The organism is Brevundimonas sp. (genome assembly GCF_027484365.1).
Taxonomy (GTDB): Bacteria; Pseudomonadota; Alphaproteobacteria; order Caulobacterales; family Caulobacteraceae; genus Brevundimonas.
On the sequence record NZ_JAIXTC010000023.1, the window covers coordinates 211,764 to 227,796 of the forward strand.

Annotated in this window: 12 protein-coding genes, 1 pseudogene and 1 riboswitch; of the genes and pseudogenes, 10 read left to right on the forward strand and 3 right to left on the reverse strand. The window is 67.1% G+C overall.

Annotated features, from left to right (window positions below):
* Window positions 1–26 precede the first annotated feature (26 nt).
* A complete protein-coding gene (locus tag Q0044_RS12775; RefSeq protein WP_298162751.1) occupies window positions 27–497 on the forward strand; it encodes a hypothetical protein in 471 nt (156 codons plus the stop codon).
* Window positions 498–758: 261 nt separating this feature from the next.
* Here the strand turns inward: Q0044_RS12775 and metB are convergent, their stop codons facing one another.
* On the reverse strand, window positions 759–1,952 hold the full coding sequence (gene metB, locus Q0044_RS12780; protein WP_298162752.1) for a cystathionine gamma-synthase: 1,194 nt from the start codon (window positions 1,950–1,952) through the stop codon (window positions 759–761).
* Complete coding sequence (gene metX, locus Q0044_RS12785) at window positions 1,949–2,995, reverse strand: homoserine O-succinyltransferase MetX (RefSeq protein WP_298162753.1); 1,047 nt, start codon at window positions 2,993–2,995, stop codon at window positions 1,949–1,951. Before metX ends, metB begins: the two co-directional genes overlap by 4 nt.
* Window positions 2,996–3,073: 78 nt before the next feature.
* A riboswitch (SAM riboswitch) is annotated at window positions 3,074–3,191 on the reverse strand.
* Between the two features lie 190 nt (window positions 3,192–3,381).
* On the opposite strand from metX, the gene Q0044_RS12790 reads away from it, so the two are divergent.
* The 3 genes from Q0044_RS12790 to thrB all read left to right on the forward strand — a co-directional run bounded on the left by Q0044_RS12790 (window position 3,382) and on the right by thrB (window position 6,319).
* Window positions 3,382–3,516 (forward strand): hypothetical protein, encoded by a 135-nt coding sequence (locus tag Q0044_RS12790; RefSeq protein ID WP_298162755.1) that lies wholly within the window; start codon window positions 3,382–3,384, stop codon window positions 3,514–3,516.
* A 106-nt stretch (window positions 3,517–3,622) separates the two neighbouring features.
* A complete protein-coding gene (locus Q0044_RS12795; RefSeq protein ID WP_298162756.1) occupies window positions 3,623–5,362 on the forward strand; it encodes an amino acid kinase family protein in 1,740 nt (579 codons plus the stop codon).
* A 3-nt stretch (window positions 5,363–5,365) separates the two neighbouring features.
* Complete coding sequence (gene thrB, locus Q0044_RS12800) at window positions 5,366–6,319, forward strand: homoserine kinase (protein WP_298162757.1); 954 nt, start codon at window positions 5,366–5,368, stop codon at window positions 6,317–6,319.
* 298 nt (window positions 6,320–6,617) lie between these two features.
* Here thrB and thrC read toward each other — a convergent pair whose 3' ends face one another.
* Window positions 6,618–8,018, reverse strand: a complete 1,401-nt coding sequence (gene thrC / locus Q0044_RS12805) for a threonine synthase (RefSeq protein WP_298162758.1) — start codon at window positions 8,016–8,018, stop codon at window positions 6,618–6,620.
* 313 nt (window positions 8,019–8,331) lie between these two features.
* On the opposite strand from thrC, the gene cysD reads away from it, so the two are divergent.
* From cysD to Q0044_RS12835, 6 genes and pseudogenes are all read left to right on the forward strand, one after another.
* The gene (cysD, locus tag Q0044_RS12810; RefSeq protein ID WP_298162761.1) at window positions 8,332–9,249 is read left to right on the forward strand and encodes a sulfate adenylyltransferase subunit CysD; all 918 of its coding nucleotides are present in this window, start codon (window positions 8,332–8,334) and stop codon (window positions 9,247–9,249) included.
* A complete protein-coding gene (gene cysN, locus Q0044_RS12815) occupies window positions 9,249–11,072 on the forward strand; it encodes a sulfate adenylyltransferase subunit CysN (protein WP_366941123.1) in 1,824 nt (607 codons plus the stop codon). The genes cysD and cysN overlap by 1 nt, the downstream gene beginning before the upstream one ends.
* Before the next feature lie 35 nt (window positions 11,073–11,107).
* Window positions 11,108–12,133 carry a tRNA dihydrouridine(20/20a) synthase DusA gene (dusA, locus tag Q0044_RS12820; RefSeq protein ID WP_298162762.1) on the forward strand — a complete coding sequence of 342 codons (1,026 nt, stop codon included), beginning with the start codon at window positions 11,108–11,110 and terminating at the stop codon, window positions 12,131–12,133.
* A gap of 44 nt (window positions 12,134–12,177) precedes the next feature.
* Window positions 12,178–12,855, forward strand: coding sequence for a hypothetical protein (locus tag Q0044_RS12825; protein ID WP_298162763.1), 678 nt, complete (start codon window positions 12,178–12,180; stop codon window positions 12,853–12,855).
* 37 nt (window positions 12,856–12,892) lie between these two features.
* On the forward strand, window positions 12,893–13,717 hold the full coding sequence (locus tag Q0044_RS12830; protein ID WP_298162764.1) for a sulfite exporter TauE/SafE family protein: 825 nt from the start codon (window positions 12,893–12,895) through the stop codon (window positions 13,715–13,717).
* Window positions 13,718–13,946: 229 nt separating this feature from the next.
* Window positions 13,947–14,089: pseudogene (locus tag Q0044_RS12835) on the forward strand (EF-Tu C-terminal domain-related protein); the annotation flags it as partial.
* Window positions 14,090–16,033 lie beyond the last annotated feature (1,944 nt).

Here is a 16,033-nt window from a genome sequence, read left to right on the forward strand (position 1 = left end):
GCTTCCAGGTCGGAAACGGAACCATCATGAGCCTGAAACCAACGCCGCGGCCGATCGCCTGGCCCATGCTGGCGCGCCAGATCCACACGGTCGTCGGCATGGTCATCGCGCCCTCGATTCTGATGTTCGCGGTGACCGGGGGGCTGCAGATCTTCCGGCTGCAGGAAAGCCAGCCCGGCTATACGCCAGCGCCGCTGATCGAGAAGCTGGGCCGTGTGCACAAGGATCAGGTCTTCGCCATGCGCGCGCCCCGGGCGCCCCGGCCCGAGCCCGCGCGCCCGGCCGGGGTCGCTGCGCCGCGTGAGGCCGAGACGCCCGCCACCCCGCTCTCGAAGACCCTGCTCCAGTGGTTCTTCGTCCTGGTCTCGGTCGGCCTCTTCCTGTCGACCCTGCTGGGCGTCTGGATGGGCGTGACGATGGGCCGGCTGAAGACCGTCGCGCGCTGGTCGCTGCTCGCCGGAACGGTGATCCCGGTCGCGATCCTGCTCCTGCCCTAGAGGCCGCCCAACCCCGGAGGCTGACCCCGGGTTCTGCCCCGGGGTGGCGAGGAAATAATTCCTGCGACAGGCTTGCGCCGTGCCAGCTCGGACCCATGTCTGACGCGGTTCCTTGAAACGGCGAGAGACGACCACCGACAGTGCAACAGGAGTCCAGAATGGACAAAAGGAAAGTATTCCCATAACTCAGCGAGATAGCTCGCTCTGCTTGGAGCGTCCCTCAGAAGTTAGACTCTCTGGACCCGGTTTTTCAGAGTCCAGTCAGGCCGCCTCTGCACGCACCTCCGCCAGCGCATCCAGCGCCTGAACGAGGTCGGCGATCAGGTCGTCCTCGTGCTCCAGCCCGACCGACAGACGCAGCAGGCCGTCGGTGATGCCGGCGACGACGCGGGCTTCGGGCGTCATGGCGGCATGGGTCATGGTCGCCGGGTGAGCGATCAGGCTTTCGACCCCGCCCAGGGACTCGGCCAGGGTGAAGGTCTCCAGGGTCTCGACCAGCTGCCGCACGGCATCGACGCCGCCGGCCAGTTCGAAGCTCAGCATGGCGCCCGGCCCCTGCTGCTGGCGCGCGGCCAGTTCGTGGTTCGGGTGTGACTTCAGGCCCGGATAGTGGACGACGGACACCGCCGGATGGGCCTCCAGAAGCGCAGCGACCTTGCCGGCCGTGGTCTGTTGCCGTTCGATCCGTGCGAACAGGGTCCGCACCCCGCGCAGCGTCAGATAGGCGTCGAACGGCGAGCCGGTGACGCCGAGACAGTTGGCCCACCAGGCCAGCTCCGCATGGTCCGACGGATCGGCCGCGATCACCGCCCCCCCGACCACATCGGAATGGCCGTTGATGTATTTCGTCGTCGAGTGGACCACGATGTCGGCCCCCAGCTCGATCGGCCGCTGCAGGGCGGGCGACAGGAAGGTGTTGTCGGCCACCACCCTGGCCCCGACCAAGTGGGCGCGGGTGCAGATGTCGGCGATGTCGACGACCCGCAGCAGGGGGTTGGACGGCGTCTCGACCAGAACCAGTTTCGGGTTCAGGGCCAGGGCGGCGTCGAGCGCGGCCGTGTCGCCCTGATCGACCCACAGCACCTCGAAATGCCCCTTCTTCGCCCGGGCGCACAGCAGCCGGTGCGTCCCGCCGTAACAGTCGTGCGGCGCGATCAAGAGGTCGCCGGGCTCCAGCAGGCTCAGCGGCAGATCGACCGCCGCCATCCCGGTCGCCGTGACCACGCAGCCCGCGCCGCCTTCCAGCTCCGCCAGGGTCTCCGCCAGCACGTCACGCGTCGGATTGCCGGAGCGGCTGTAGTCGTATTTCCGCTTCTGCTCGAAGCCAGCGAACGAATAGTTCGACGACAGATACAGGGGCGGCATGACCGCGCCATGGGCCGTGTCCGTATCGACGCCCGAGCGGGCGCAGGTGGTGCGGACGTCGTGCGGACGCTTGCCGGCGGGGCGGGTCATTGGTCGATCTCCTTGAGCGCGGAACGGAGGATGGCGGCGACCGCCTCGTCCTCCTTCAGAAAGGCGTCGTGGCCGTACAGGGACGGGGCCTCGACCAGCCGGAACAGGGCGGGCAGGCGTGCGGCCAGCTCGCGGATGTCGTCGATCGGCACCAGCCGGTCGGAGGTGAAGCCTACCAGGGTCACCGGCGTCCGGATCGCCTCGGGCGTGACGGTGTGACGGTCGATCGAGTCGGACAGCGACAGCCAGCGCGCCGGCGTCGTGTGGGTCCGGTAGGCCCTGCCCCGCGCGGTCAGGTATTCGCAGACCGGATAGGCCTGGCCGGCCGATGCAGGCGCCTCGGTCTCGAACCGCTCGGCGAATTCCTCGGCCGTCCGATAGGTGGTCATGGCCAGCTCACGGGCCAGGGCGACCCCGTCCTCGGGGCGACCGGCGGCCTCGGCCAGCTGCAGGATCCGGCGCTGTATGCCGCGCCAGGCCGTCGCCTGCGGATGGGCCCGGTGGGCGGCGGACACGACGATCAGCTGCTCAACCCGCTCGGGGAACAGCTCGCCGAAGGCCAGGGCGATCATCCCGCCGTAGGAACAGCCGACGAAGGCCGAGACGACCGGACCGCCGATCTCGTCCAGGATCAGCCCCAGCAGCCGGGCCTGGTCATGGGTGGTGATGGTGACCGGCGTCGACCCCTCTGCGGCCTCCGGCGCATAGTCGAAGGCCAGGACCTGGAACCGGGAGAGGTCGATCGGACCCCGGATCGATACCGCGCCGGACCACCAGCCCAGGCCGTTGGTCTCGGTCCGGTGCACGAACCGCCCCGCCGAGATGCCGCCGGCGACGACCACCAGCGGCGCCCCCGCCCGGCCGTGCAGCCGGCCGACGATCTTGCGCTGGCCCAGCCGTTCGCCCGACTGGAGGCGGAAGTCGCCCGGGATGTCGACGGCGATATCGACCGCACCGCCGCCCTTGCGGGCGAAGATCGCAGCCGACCGGGCCGTCGGACGACAGAGCGGGTCTGAGGAAATCTGTTGAGTGTCGAAAGCCATGGCGTCGTCTGCATCGTCCCGCCCAGCAAGGCTCCGGATGCGATGACAGATCGTGGAGACGTCGCCTTGTCGACGCTCCACTCATCTCTCGCGGAAGGTCCTGAGACCGTCCTCGCAGGAGTTGGCACCGTTCGGCTGGAAACCGATGGTTGCCCCGACGTCAAAGGGCCTATCCCTCGGTCGGTCTTGATGAGTGAACCTACGTTGCGGGCATGACGAGCGCCGGTCAAGAGAAAAAATCTACCTCATTGCTCGCTTGTGGCGCGAGCTCTGTGACCGAAAGGTCTCGCAGGAGCCACGGGGCGCAAAAAAGATGCACGAACCGGGTTGACGGCGATCGATTGCGCCGACACCCTGAGATCAACGATTTTCCAGAGGTTTCGCCCGTGTCCCGTCTCGGCCGCATCGCCGTTTCGACCTCGACCGCCGCACTCGCGGGCCGGACGATGACGCTCGACACCCTCATTTCGACCACCACCGGCATGACCATCACCGGCCCCTCGCGGGCGGGAACAGGTTAGCGCGGAGGTCGGAAGACACCCAGCCAACCCAGACCCGCCCGGCCCCGGCCAGGCGGGTTTCTCTTTGCCCAGAACCCAGAACATCCTTCCCGAACGGACCTCTCCAATGCCCCACGCCAACGCCCGCCTCTCCGTCGTCGAGAAACCGCTCGCCGAACCTTCGCCCGCTGCCGAGGTGGTGGTTCTGAAGTTCGGCTCCTCGATCCTGCAGGACCAGTCCTGCGCCCCGGCCGTCGCATCGGAGGTCTACGGCCACGTCCGCGCGGGCCGGAAGGTGATCGCCGTGGTGTCGGCGCTCGGCGGCCATACGGATCGATTGCTTGCTGACGCCCGGACCCTGGGGCTGGACCACGAAAATGATCTCCTGCCTGCCTATGTAGCCCTGGGCGAAGAGAAGGCTGCGGCGCTCGTGGCCATCGCCTGCGACCGGATCGGTCTCGACGCGGCGGCCTTGTCCGTGCGCGAACTGGGCATCGTCGCCGAGGGGCCGTCGGAACACGCCCACCCCGTCTCGCTGCGCAGCGACGCGCTGTGGAAGGCGCTGGCGGACCATCAGGTGGTCGTCGTCCCCGGCTTCGGCGCGTTGGGACCGCGCGGCAGGGTCGTGCTGCTCGGACGTGGCGGATCCGACCTGACGGCAGTCTTCCTGGCGGCGGAGCTGGGCCTCGACCGCGTGCGCCTCGTGAAGGATGTCGACGGCCTGTACGACCGCGACCCGGCCTCCGCCTCGGGCAAGCCGCTGCGCTATCGTCGCGCCAGCTGGGACGACGCGCGCCGTCATGGCGGCGCCCTGGTCCAGCACGACGCGATCGATCTGGGCCAGCAACGCGCGGTGGAGATCGAGGTCGCCGCCCTCGGTCGCGCCGACTGCACCATCGTCGGCGACCACTCCGCGCCTCCGGGACCGTCCGTGCCGGACGCACCGCTGAAAGTCGCGATCGCCGGCTGCGGCGTGGTCGGCGGCGGCCTGCTGCAACGGCTGCAGAAGGACAGCCGGTTCGAGGTCGTGGGCGTACTGGTTCGGGACCCGGCCAAGCCGCGCGACGTCGAGGCGCCGGTGGAACTGTTCACTGCGGACCGCGAGGCCTTGCTGGACCTCCAGCCCGACATCCTGCTGGAAGCCCTGTCGGAGGGCGGCGCCGGACACGACCTGATCCGAGCCGCGCTCGAACGCGGCATCGACGTGGCCAGCGCCAACAAACAGGCGATCAGCCGCGACCCGGCCGGTCTCGCGGACGCGGCACGGGTCCATGGTGCCCAGCTGGCCTATTCGGCGGCGGTCGGCGGCGGGGCGCCGATGATCGAGACCCTGCGCGCGGCCAAGGCGGCCGGGCCGGTGAAGGGATTCGAGGCCGTGCTGAACGGCACGGTCAACTTCATGCTGACCCGCATCCAGGCCGGCGCCGATTTCGCCGACGCCCTGGCCGACGCCCGGGTCGCGGGCTTTGCCGAGGAGGACCCGTCGTCGGATCTGGAAGGTCGCGATTCGGCCGCCAAGGTACGGCTGCTGGCGTTCGAGGCTTTCGGCCGGACGCCGGCCGAAGCCGATGTGCCCTGCGCCGTGCTGTCGGAAGCCTTCAAGCCGGCAGGACCCGTGCGTCAGATCGGCGCCTGTGTCCGGGCGGGCGATGGCCTGAAGGCCTCGGTTTCGCTTGACGTCGGCCTCGATGATCCGTTCTTCCAGAGTCTTGAAGGGGAGCGCAACGGCTTGAAGGTCTACGGTGAAGACGGACGGATCTGGTCCTGCAAGGGCCGCGGCGCAGGGCGCTGGCCGACGACCGAGAGCGTGCTGGCGGACCTCGCCGACATCGTTCGGGCGCGCCACGCGTCGCTGGGCCATCACTGACCCTTGGCCGTCTTCACTCCGGTTACCGACGAACAGGCGCGGGCCTTCCTGGCGGATTATCCGCTGGGCGCGTTCGCGTCCCTGCATCCCATCGCCGAGGGGGTGGAAAACACCAACTATCGGCTGGAGACCGCCCCCGCTGGTCTAGCGTCCGCCCGTCACGTCCTGACCCTGTTCGAGGCGCGGACGGATGCGGCTTCCCTTCCGTTCTGCCTGGGTCTGACCGATCATCTGGCGGTGCGCGGGTTCCCGGCGCCGAGGCCCGTCCCGGACAAGGACGGTGACCGGGTCGGGACGCTGAACGGGCGGCCGGCGGCGGTGATCGAATGGCTTCCGGGCGCGTGGCTGCGGGACCCGTCCCCGGCCGAGATCGAGGCGGCGGGGGCGATGCTGGCCCGGCTGCATCTGGAGGCCGGGGGCTTCCTGCTGGAGCGCGCCAATCCGGTCGGGCCTGAGGTCTGGCGAGCGTTGGCGGACCGGTCGGCGACGGCGGCGAAGGGCGAAGACCGGGACATCCTGGACGGCGTCGAGGCGGCGCTGTCGAGGCTTGGCGATCCGTGGGCGGAGGACCTGCCACGCGGACCGATCCATGCCGACTATTTCCCGGACAACATCCTGTTCGAGAACGGAAAAGTATCGGGCGTCATCGACTTCTATTTCGGCTGCACCGACCTTCTGGCCTATGACCTCGCCATCGCCCTGAGCGCCTGGGGCTTCGACGGGGCGGGGACGCCGATCCCCGGCGCGGTCGAGGCCTTCCGACGCGGCTATGAGGCCGTGCGCCCCCTGACGTCCGCCGAGGCCGCCGCCCTGCCGAGGCTGGGAGAGGCCGCCGCGATCCGCTTCACCCTGACCCGGTTGCACGACCGCATCTTCCACGACCCGACCAAGCTGGTCACGCCCAAGGACCCCGGCGCCTTCTTCCGCCGTGCGGCTTGGTGGAGAGAAGCGGCTTAACTAGGACGGCGGCGGACCGTCGGCCAAGCCCACAGTCGATCCTGGCCGCATCCAAAACATGTCCGCTTGGGAAGTTCGAACCTTGGCTTGCCGCGACCCCAACTCGCCATCCTTGAAGCAAACTCCTCGTTCTCCAAAAGTTTTTTGCCACACGTGCGGTGACGAACAGCACTTGCGAACATTCCGCTGAGCAAGAATGCGGAGAGCCCTACGATCCTTACGGATACGGGAATGTCCGTTGCCCACAGCGCGGCTACGCCCAAAAGGGTGCCGCTGATCCAGACGGTCCAAGCGACAATCATGAGAACCCCCGCACCGCCGCCAGCGCCGCGCCGGCATCGGCGGCGATCACCTCGAACCGTTCCGCCCGGTCGCCGAGGTCGCGGATGACCTTTGGCGGGTCGGGGGCGAAGCCCAACACGGGGGCGACGTCCTTGCCGAACTTGGCGGGGTGGGCCGTGGAGAGGGCGATGACCGGTCCGAGGGCGCGGTCGACGCCGCGCGCGGCCGACAGGGCGACGGCGGTATGGGGGCAGACGACCTGACCCCAGGCGGCGTAGGCGTGGGCGATCTCTGAGCGCGTGGTCGCTTCGTCGACCGAGACGGCGGAGACCTGGGCGCGGAGGGCGGCCAGCAGGACGGGAGGCAGGGTCACCGCGCCCGCGGCGGCGAAAGTTTCGAACAGGGTGCGGGTGACGGCGGGATCGCGGCCTGAAGCCTCGAACACCAGACGTTCGAAGTTCGACGGGGCTTGGACGTCCATGCTGACACTGGCTGTCTCGACGGCGGCCTTCCGCGCGTAGACCCCGTCGTTGATGGCGCGCGCGAGGGCGTCGTTCTGGTTCACGGCGGCGACGAAACCGGCGACCGGCAGGCCCATCTTCCGGGCTGCGATGCCGGCGAAGGCGTCGCCGAAATTGCCGGTCGGGACCACGAAGACCGGGGCGCGAATCTCGCCCATGGCCGCCAGCTGGGAGACGGCGGAGACATAGTAGGGGATCTGGCCGGCGAGGCGGGCCCAGTTGATCGAGTTGACGGATGAGAACCGGCCGTGGGCGCGCAGGCTTTCGTCCGACAGCAGGCCCTTCACCAGACGCTGGCAGTCGTCGAAGTCGCCCCGGACGGCCAGGTTCAAGACGTTGGGCGCATCGACCGTGGTCATCTGGCGGCGCTGGACCGGCGAAACCCGCTCGTGCGGGTGCAGGACGATCAACCGGACACGTTCGGTGTTGGCGAAGGCCGCGACGGCGGCGGCGCCGGTATCGCCGCTGGTCGCCGTGACCAGGGTTAGCTGTTCGCCCGACGCCTGCAAGGCCTCCGACGACAGGGCGGCGGCCAGTTGCATGGCCAGGTCTTTGAAGGCGGCGGTGGGGCCGTGGAAAAGCTCCAGCATGTAGAGGCCGTCCTCGAGCCTGCGCAGTGGCGTGACCTCGGGCGGGGCGAAGCCAGCGGTCAGACGTTCGAGCGCGCGGTCGAGGGCACCGGCGGGCAGGGCGTCTCCGATGAAGGGCGCCATCGCCTGTGTGGCCATGTCCGCATAGACGCGACCCGGCGCCCAGGCGTCGACGCCGAGGGTCGGCCAGGCGGTCGGCATGTAGAGGCCGCCGTCGGGGGCCATGCCGCGCAGAAGGGCTTCGGCGAAATCGGTCGGGGCGGTGTCGCCCCGGGTGGAGACGTATCGATCAGGGGAGGAGGTCATCGTCATTCTGGTTAGCCAGCGGAGCCGGAAGCGTCACTTGTTTTCAGACCGAAAAGTCAGACTGGCCGGACTCTGAAAACGGAGTCCAGATAGTCCACTGAGTCCCGTTCGGATGGCGAATCGGTTCCGAAACGGGAGTCCGGATAGTCCGTTGAGTCTCGTTCGCCTCGTCCTTCCGGAGAGGCGGGAGGCATCATAACCCCGCCGCAGGGCACGGTGCATATAAAGACAACCGTTTCTGTAGCCGGTGTGTCTTTCTGTCGGGCTCGGCGGGACGGGGTGCGCAGCGTCGCGGTTGTTGCTATCGACGGGTGTGACCGACCCGACGTCTTCAGCGCGCCTGACCCACCTCCAGTCTCTGGAGGCCGAGGCGATCCATATCCTGCGTGAGGTGGCGGCCGAGATCGAACGGCCGGTGATGCTGTATTCGATCGGCAAGGATTCCGCCGTGATGCTGCATCTCGCGAGGAAGGCCTTCTTCCCCGGTCCGATCCCCTTCCCGCTGATGCATATCGATACGACGTGGAAGTTCCGGGACATGTACGCGCTGCGCGAGCAGGTCGCGGCGGCCGGCGACGTCGACCTGAAGATCTGGATCAACGAGGACGCCCGGTCGCGCGGGATCAATCCGTTCGATCACGGCTCGCTGCATACTGACCTGTGGAAGACCGAGGGGCTGAAGCAGGGGCTGGATCATCACGGCTTTCAAGCCGCGTTCGGCGGGGCGCGGCGCGACGAGGAGAAGTCGCGGGCCAAGGAGCGGATCTTCTCCTTCCGCTCCGCCGGGCATCGCTGGGACCCGAAGAACCAGAGGCCGGAGCTCTGGCGGCTCTACAACACGCGGATCGGGGCGGGAGAGAGCATCCGCGTCTTCCCCATCTCGAACTGGACCGAGCTGGATGTGTGGCAATACATCGAGCAGGAGGCGATCCCGGTCGTGCCCCTGTATTTCGCCGCTGAACGTCCGGTGGTCGAACGCGATGGCGGGTTGATCATGGTCGACGACGCGCGGATGCGACTGCGGCCCGGCGAAACGCCACGGGTGCGGTCGGTGCGGTTCCGGACCCTGGGCTGTTATCCGCTGACCGGGGCGGTCGAGAGTGAGGCGACCAGCGTCGCCGACATCATCGCCGAGATGAAGGCCTCCACCACCTCGGAACGGCAGGGACGGGTCATCGACCACGACCAGTCTGCCTCCATGGAGAAGAAGAAGGCGGAGGGCTATTTCTGATGAAGTCCCTGCTTCGCTTCATCACCTGCGGCTCGGTGGACGACGGCAAGTCGACCCTGATCGGGCGGCTGCTCTACGATACCAGTACCATCCTCGACGACCAGATGTCGGCGCTGGAAGCGGACTCGAAAAAGGTCGGGACCCAGGGGCAGAACATCGATTTCGCCCTGCTGGTCGACGGGCTGGCGGCAGAGCGGGAACAGGGCATCACCATCGATGTGGCCTACCGCTTCTTCGCCACCGAGCACCGCAAATTCATCGTCGCCGATACGCCGGGGCATGAGCAGTACACGCGCAACATGGTCACGGGCGCCTCGACGGCTGATGTGGCGGTGATCCTGATCGACGCGCGCAAGGGCGTGCTGGTCCAGACACGGCGGCACTCCTACCTCTGCGCCCTGCTGGGGATCCGGAAGGTGGTGCTGGCGGTCAACAAGATGGATCTGGTCGGCTGGGACGCCGGCCTGTTCGCGGAGATCGTCGAGGACTATCGCGCCTTTGCTGACAGCATCGGTCTGGACGATGTGACCCCGATCGCCCTGTCGGGCCTGACGGGTGAGGGGGTGGTCGCGCCCTCGCCCGAGGAGTTCGCCGGGCCGAGCCTGCTGGAGTGGCTGGAAGAGGTCGAGGTCGGTTATGACGCCGCCGCACGGCCGTTCAGGATGCCGGTGCAGTGGGTCAATCGTCCGAATCCGGAGTTTCGCGGCTACGCCGGGCTTGTTGCGGCGGGGACGGTGTCGCCCGGCGACCCGGTGCGGGTCCTGCCGGCCGGGCGCGAGAGCCGGATCGCGCGGATCGTCGCCATGCCGGACGACCTCGCCGAGGCGGCGGCCGGACAGTCCGTCACCCTGACGCTGGAGGACGAGATCGACATCTCGCGCGGCGATGTGATCGCGGCGGCCGAGGTGCCGCCGGAGGTCGCGGACCAGTTCGAGGCGACGATCGTCTGGATGGACGAGGAGACCCTGTCGCCCGGCCGCTCCTACCTGCTCAAGATCGGCGCGCGCACCGCGACGGCCCAGGTCACGGCGATCCGGCACCGGATCAACGTCAATACCCTGGAGAAGCTTGCGGCCAAGCGGCTGGAGCTCAACGACATCGCGGTCTGCAACCTTTCGCTCGACCGTCCGATCGCTTTCGAGCCCTATCAGACGAACCGGGACCTGGGCGGCTTCATCCTGATCGACCGGATCAGCAACCGGACGGTCGGGGCGGGCATGATCCGCTACGCCTTGCGGCGGGCGGACAACATCCACTGGCAGGCCATCGACGTGGACCGCTCGGCGCGGGCGGCGATGAAGGGACAGACGGGCGCCGTCGTCTGGCTGACCGGACTGTCCGGGGCCGGAAAGTCGACCATCGCCAACCTGGTCGACAAACGGCTGCATGCGCTCGGGCGACACACCTATCTGCTGGACGGGGACAATGTCCGTCACGGGCTGAACCGGGATCTGGGCTTCACCGAGGAGGACCGGGTCGAGAACATTCGCCGGGTCGCCGAGGTGGCGAAACTGATGGCCGATGCGGGTCTGATCGTCATCACGGCCTTCATCTCCCCCTTCCGGGCCGAGCGGCGGATGGCGCGCGAACTGATGGCCCAGGGCGAGTTCCTGGAGGTGTTCGTCGATGCGCCCCTGGCGGTCGCCGAGGCGCGGGATGTGAAGGGTCTCTACGCCAAGGCGCGGGCGGGGGACCTTAAGAATTTCACCGGGATCGACAGCCCGTATGAGGCGCCCGAGGCCGCCGAGATCGTCATCGACACCACGGCCCTGAGCGCGGTGGAGGCGGCCGAGGCCATTGTGAAGCGGCTGGGGCTGGGCTGACTTTCGGGCCTCTTGCGCGTATGGGGTCGCCGACGATGACATCCCGCCCCGCCCATACTCTGTCCGTCGCGCCGATGATGGACTGGACCGACCGGCATTGCCGGGCGTTTCACCGCGCCCTGTCGACGCGAGCCCTGCTCTATACCGAGATGGTCACGGCGCCGGCGGTGATCCACGGCGACCGCGAGCGTCTGCTGGGCTTCGATGCGGTCGAGCATCCGGTGGCGCTGCAGCTGGGTGGGTCCGATCCGGTCCAGCTGGCCGAGGCCGCCCGGATCGGCGCGGCCATGGGATATGACGAGATCAATCTGAACGTCGGCTGTCCTTCGGACCGGGTGCAGTCGGGGCGATTTGGGGCCTGTCTGATGCGCGAGCCGGAACTGGTGGCCGACTGTATGGCGGCGATCCGCGAGGCGGTCGACGTGCCGGCGACGGTCAAATGCCGGATCGGGGTGGACGATCAGGACCCCGAGGTCAGTCTGTTCGCCACGGTGGACGCGAGCGCGGCGGTCGGGGTCACGACCTTCATCGTCCATGCCCGCAAGGCCTGGCTGAGCGGCCTGTCGCCCAAGGAAAACCGGGACGTGCCGCCTCTGGACTATGGTCTGGTCCGGCGGCTGAAGCGGGAGCGGCCGCATCTGACGGTCTGTATCAACGGTGGCATCGGCTCGCTGGACGAGGCGGAAGCGCATCTGGAGTCGAGCGACGGGGTCCAGCTGGACGGGGTCATGATCGGGCGGGCGGCCTATCATGAGCCGGCCCTTCTGGGTCAGGTCGACCGGCGGCTGTTCGGGGCGGCGGGCGCCGATGTCGATCCGTTTGAGGCCATCGAGCGGTACGGGCCCTATCTGGCCGCGCGGCTGGAGGAAGGCTGGGGCCTTCACGCGATGACGCGGCACATGCTGGGCCTGATGCACGGGCGGCCGGGGGCGCGGGCCTTCCGGCGCATCCTGACGGTCGAGGCGATCCGGCCCGGCGCAGGACTGGACGTGGTCGATCGCGCCGTCGAGGCGGTGCGCGAGGCCGAGGCGCGGCGCGACCGGGTCGAGGACGCCGCCTGACACGGTCAACGGTCCGTTAAGCGTAACGGCGACAAGGCTGCGGGATGACCCGCATCCCGCTGATCGCCCTGTCCCTGCTGGCCGTTTCGGCGGGCGCCGCCGAGGCGCAGAGCCGGCATCCGCGCTCGCCGATCACCGCCGCCCTGAACACCGGGACGACCGGGGTCGGGGCGGAAGTGCAGCTTTCGCTGGGTTCAGTGTTTGTCGTGCGGGGCGGGATCGATACGCTGGGCTACGACTTCGACCAGTCGTACAGCGACGTCGACTATTCGGGGCGGTTCGACTTCGACACGGTGTCGGGGTTCGTCGATCTGCATCCGTTCCTGAATGGCTTCCTCATCTCCGGCGGGGCCTATGTGGGCAACCGGACCATCAATCTCAACGGGCAGCCGACGGCGCCGGTGAACATCGGCGGGGCGACCTTCACGCCGGCCGAGGTCGGGACCCTGAGCGGACGGATCAAACTGTCGGACACCGCGCCCTTCGTCGGCATCGGCTATGACGACAGCTTCTATCGCGAGGGGACCTGGGGTTTCCGCGGCATGGTCGGGGTGGCCTGGAGCCAGGAGCCGGAGGTGGGGCTGTCCTCCAGCGGCGGGACCCTGTCGAACGATCCGATCTTCCGCGCCCGGCTGGAGCAGGAAGCCCGCGAGATCCAGGAGGACGCGAAGGACAAGGCCTTCTTCCCGGTGGTGCAACTGGGCGTCACGGCGCGGTTCTGAGCCAGACAGGCGGGTCGGCGTGCGCTAGACCGGCCGAGTGACCTCCCTTCCTCTGAACGACCTGGCTTTGCTGGCCGCTGCGGTGCTCGCGGCGGGGCTGGCGGGCGGACTCATCGCGGGCCTGTTCGGGGTCGGCGGCGGGACGGTGCTGGTGCCGGCGCTGTTCTACGCCTTCTCGGTTCTGGGGCTGGGCGGGGAGAGCAATCTGCATGTGGCCATCGGCACCTCGCTCCTGACCATCGTGGCGACGTCCTGGCGGTCGCTGGGGGCGCACCGGGCGCACGGGGCGGTGGACGAAGAGGTCTTGAAGACCTGGACGCCCTGGGTCGGGGCGGGGGCCCTGGTCGGGGCGGCCATCGCGGGGATGACCTCGATGGAGGGACTGGCGGTCGTCTATGCCGTCTGTCTGGCCGTGGTCGCGGCCCAGATGGGGCTGCTGCCCGAGACCGTGCACCTCCGGAAGGACCTGCCGACAGGCGGGTGGCGGCGCGGGATCGGGGGGCTGATCGGCCTGTTGTCGGCGATGATGGGGGTGGGCGGCGGCAGTTTCGGCGGGATGCTGATGACCCTGTGCGGACGGCCCATCCATCAGGCGGTCGCGACGGCGTCGGGCTTCGGCATCGCCATCGGGGCGGCGGCGACCCTGGGCTTCATCGTGTTCGGTTTTGGCGCAGATGGCAGACCACCGTTGAGCCTGGGTTACGTCAATGTGCCGGCGGCCGTCGCGATGGGGGTGCTGACGACCCTGGTGGCGCCCTATGGCGCAAAACTGGCGCACCGGCTGGATCGCAAGGTGCTGCGCAAGGCCTTCGCCATCTACCTGTTGCTCACCGCGATCTCGGTGGTGGTGAAGGCGCTATAGCGCCGGAATGCCGTCTTTACGTTGGCCGGTGAGTTCGTGGTGATTTCGGCCAGTCAGATCCTGCAGAATCCGACGACTTCGGTGAGGGAGGCTATACAATCGCTGCAGAAAGACTGCAGGAAATGCACAGTTGAAGCCTCCCCGTCGGGTCCGCTTTCTGGCGTAAGGTCTATGACCGCTTTCGACCCTTTGCGGCGGTCAAGAATGTCCGCTCATGGCCGGCTTCGTGCACCTAAAGGAAGGTGTCGAGATGATCATGCCCGGCGAAAACGACGAGCTGATCACCCCGATTGCGATGGAAGAAAAGCTCCACTTCGCCATCCGCGAGGGCAGCTAACCGTCGGTGTCGGCGTCGTGGCCAAGGTCGTCGAGTCAGCAGTCTGGTGGCGCGCTGACGCGAGGCTCGCGGAGCCTCGCGTCTTGAGCGCGTATCAAGTTAGAAAAGGCCCTCCGGTGAGAACCGGGGGGCCTTTCTCGCTTTGGACGAGCAAAAGCTTCACAAAACGGCGGTTGCTTAGCTCGTGGCTGAGCGTAGGGTTCGCCTATAGGTCGAAAAATCGGGAGCGGTCAAATGCGACTTTGTGTCTTGTTCTTGGCAGTCGTCACACTAGCAGCCGCCCCGGCGCATGCACAAAACCAGCTTAGTAGTGCGGCGGTTGATGCAGTGCATTCGATGCATTTGGTGCGAGCATCGGCTTATGCTCCCGAACCAGTGGTTAAGCTTGAAACTTTAACTGTGCAACGATCTTGGTCTGACGCTCAGGCACGAGCCGCCGAAAGGCGCGCACGCACGGAGAGCCGGCGCGCGGAAGCTCAAGCACGGCAGGATCGGCGTAGACGGGAGTATGAGCGGAGCCGCGCGGAAGGTGAAGCTCGAAGGGCGCAGAGCAGGGCAGAGTTGGACGCCCGCGTCGCTGAAGCCCGGGCGCGCGCGGAGGCCCGGAGAAACCAGCGCACGCAGGAGTTAGAGGCCTGGCGAGCAGGGTCACAATCGTGGGATGCCGCGATCGCGGACTCAAACACCCAAACCTCGCCAACCATTTCTGACAAACAGGTCGCAGCTCTCCGTGCTGAAGAACAACAGTCAGCAACACAGCCCCCCGTCGTCCAGCCTCCGCTGTCTGGAACGGCAAGAAGTTATTCGTCAGACCTCCAAATGCGCGCATCTACATCGACGCCGTCGACACCAGTCTCCAACGCTCGGTCAGCGCCCGCAACATTCAACTCGACACAAGTCCGAGAAAGTCTGGAGCAAATTCTGCTCGCAGACTCGGCCGGCTGGGCCTTTAACTCCTATGATACTGGAAGCGTGACAAACGCGCGGCTTATATCTGATGGTGAAACGGGCTCAACTGCAGTTCAAGGCGATTATACCTATAATGGCGGGAGCAGGGGATGGATCAGAGCTAACATCAGTAATGGTCGTGTAGAATGCATAATCTACCATGATTATCCAAGCCGATGCCGGCCCGTGGGTGATTACTCCTATCAGTCGGGCGTTTTGAGTTTGCTGGTGGCGGCAGCCGTTACGGGAGCAGCCAATCCTTCGACTACATCTACGATTGAATCTTCCGCATCAGATAGAATGAGAGAGCGTAGACAGAGAGATGCGCAAGAAACGCAGGATGCTTGGCGTGAAAGACAACAGGATCGCGGCTGCTATCCTTCCGGCTGCTAACACGCAGCATGTTTGTGGAAGATTTTTTCGCCGTATAGGCTAGGTGCCTACGAGGGTACCGAAAAGCTGATCCTCGGATCAACCCAGAGTGTGTCGAGGTAGCTGCCGGTTGTGGCTAGTCGTTCGGCTTTCTCGTCGCCGGGTCCGCGCCGGTTTTACTGGAGTTGCTGCTGCCTCCGGAGCTGTCCTGTTCGGTGGCGGGGCGAGGCCGTTTGCCGTTACGGTCGGTGCGCTGGTTCTAGATTTTGGTCTGGCGCGGCCGACGGTTCGGATCCGTGATGGTCAGGTTCCGGGTTGGCCAGGGAAACCCCTGCATGAGAGCGAAGGTTTCGTTCGCCACCCAGTTCAACCGTCCTCAAAGGGCGCATCGGCTAGAGATCGCGCTGGAATGGCGCTTGCGGCTGCGGTCGCTGATAGGTTTACCCCGTCAGGCCGAAATTCGCCCCTTCCTGTCCGAATGATCGATGATCCTGTTCGGCCATCACCGCTGGCGCGATGGGCCGTTTGGATATCAGCTTCCCACGGCGGGCTCAACCGGTGAACGCAACACGCTAGCTTTTCTTCGGAGATGGAGCGTGGGCGATGAAGCAGCGGCGGCGGATCTACTATTCGGCGGCTCAGCGGGCTGAAATCTGGGA